This is a genomic window from Microbulbifer sp. (assembly GCF_036563125.1).
GTDB lineage: Bacteria > Pseudomonadota > Gammaproteobacteria > Pseudomonadales > Cellvibrionaceae > Microbulbifer.
Window position 1 is genome coordinate 1 of sequence record NZ_DATCMV010000041.1, and the last position, 2,051, is coordinate 2,051.

A 2,051-nucleotide genomic window follows, 5' to 3' on the forward strand; every position below is an offset into this window, starting at 1 on the left:
ATTTATTCCCCAGCTGCTGAACACGCAAAGCCCGAACGGCCTGGCCGCCTATGCAGACGCCCACAAGGCGGAAGACAAAACCGATTCCCGCAACGACGAAACCATCGGTATCCGTACTGAGCGCGTAACCTACGTGGCGGAGAGCGGCGCGCGCGGCACGCTACCCGCGATTACCCTGCGCTGGTACGACCTGGACGATGGCACCATAAAGACAACCTCGGTGGACGCTATCAAGGTGCACGCCCGCGGCCCGGGGCCCTTGACCGGCACCAGCCTGTGGGAAAAACTTCTCATCCTCTCTGCCGCAGCACTCGCTGTTTGGCTACTCGCCCACTGGGCAGGCCCCAGGCTGCACAAGTGGCGAGCACTACGTGAACAACAGGCCGAGGCATCCGGAAAACTCGCGTGGCAGCGATTACAAAATGCCTGCGCCGCACAGGACTATCCAGAGTTCCTTCAGGCCCTGTCGGAGTTCAAGCGCTACCGCCCTTCCGCCGCAAAAGCCCTGCAACCCCCTTTACTTGTAATGGGCGCAGCGCAGTTTGGCCGCACGCCCGATGGCTCTGCCGTCGCCGCCGCCTGGCAACAATTGGCACAGGCGATCGAGGTACTGAGACCGACCTCGACTCCCCGGTACCCGCAGTCCCTGCCGCCGCTGAACCCCTGAACAGGCGCACCCGCCAGGTCCCAAGTTTGCCTTTACACATCAAGGTAGAAATTTCCGTCTACAGTAAATAGGGATAGAGGTAATACCTGCCAGATCCTCACGCAGTTTAGAGGAACACGTTATGCATGTGCGGTACCGGCTCCAGTTCTGGCTCACTGCGAGCCTGCTGATCTTTTTCTTGGTCAACGCTATTTCCGCCCAGGCCGCGTCCCCACTGCCCTCCTGGAACGACGGACCGACCAAAGATGCCATTGTCGGCTTCGTGGAAAAGGTCACGCAAAAGGGATCCCCGGATTTCGTGCCGGAAAACCAGCGCATCGCCACCTTCGACAACGACGGCAACCTGTGGGCAGAGCAGCCAGTTTATTTCCAATTGATCTATGCCATCGACCAGGTGAAAAAGATGGCGCCGCAGCACCCGGAGTGGAAAACCGAAGAGCCCTTCGCCTCCGTCCTCAAAGGCGACATGAAAAATGTGATTGCCAGTGGCAAGGAAGGCTTGATGAAAATCATCGCCGCCACCCACGCCAATATGACCGCGGAAGAATTTCAAAATAACGTGGCTAGCTGGCTGAAAACCGCGCGCCACCCGAAAACCAACCGCCCCTATAACGAGATGATCTACCAGCCGATGCTGGAGCTGTTGGACTATCTGCGCGCGAACGGCTTCAAGACCTTCATTGTTTCCGGGGGCGGTGTGGATTTTATGCGGGTATTTGCCGAGCAAACCTACGGCATCCCCCCCGATCAGGTGGTCGGCTCCAGCCTCAAGGCCAAATACGAAGTGAAAGATGGCAAGCCGGTGATTATCAAGCTGCCGGAAATCAACCTGGTGGATGACAAAGAAGGCAAGCCCGTCGGTATCCACCAGTACATAGGCCAGCGCCCCATATTCGCCTCCGGCAACTCCGATGGTGACTACCAGATGCTGGAGTGGACCACCGCCGGCAGCGGCCCGCGTTTTGGCTTACTGCTGCATCACACCGATGCCAAGCGCGAATGGGCCTACGACCGCGACTCTCACGTTGGCCAACTCAACAAAGGGCTCGATGACGCCGCCAAAAAAGGCTGGGTTGTCATCGATATGCAAAACGACTGGAAAACGGTTTTCCCGGCTGCCAAGCGTTAAATCACATACCGAAAACAGTTTGCTGTCACCCTCGAGGAGGAAAATATGGTTCGCACTTATTTGAAACGCATGCTGCGGGTGCCGATTGCGGTCACCTCTGTAGCGCTGATGTGCCTCGGCCATAGCGCCGCCCAGGCCCAGGACAAACCGAATATCCTGGTGATCTGGGGCGACGATATCGGCTTCTGGAATGTCAGCTTCAACAACCGCGGCATGCTGGGCTACAAAACCCCCAATATCGACCGCATTGCCAAC

General features: G+C 57.8%; 2 protein-coding genes and 1 pseudogene. All 3 read left to right on the forward strand.

Features of this window, described 5'->3' with window-relative positions:
• Positions 1–667, forward strand: a 667-nt coding sequence (locus VIL80_RS03320; RefSeq protein WP_332034738.1) for a hypothetical protein, incomplete at its 5' end; no start/stop codon positions are given.
• Positions 668–788: 121 nt separating this feature from the next.
• Positions 789–1,796: an HAD family hydrolase gene (locus VIL80_RS03325; protein ID WP_332034739.1), complete on the forward strand. Its 1,008-nt coding sequence runs from the start codon at positions 789–791 to the stop codon at positions 1,794–1,796.
• Positions 1,797–1,841: 45 nt separating this feature from the next.
• Positions 1,842–2,051, forward strand: a pseudogene (locus tag VIL80_RS03330) (arylsulfatase); the annotation flags it as partial.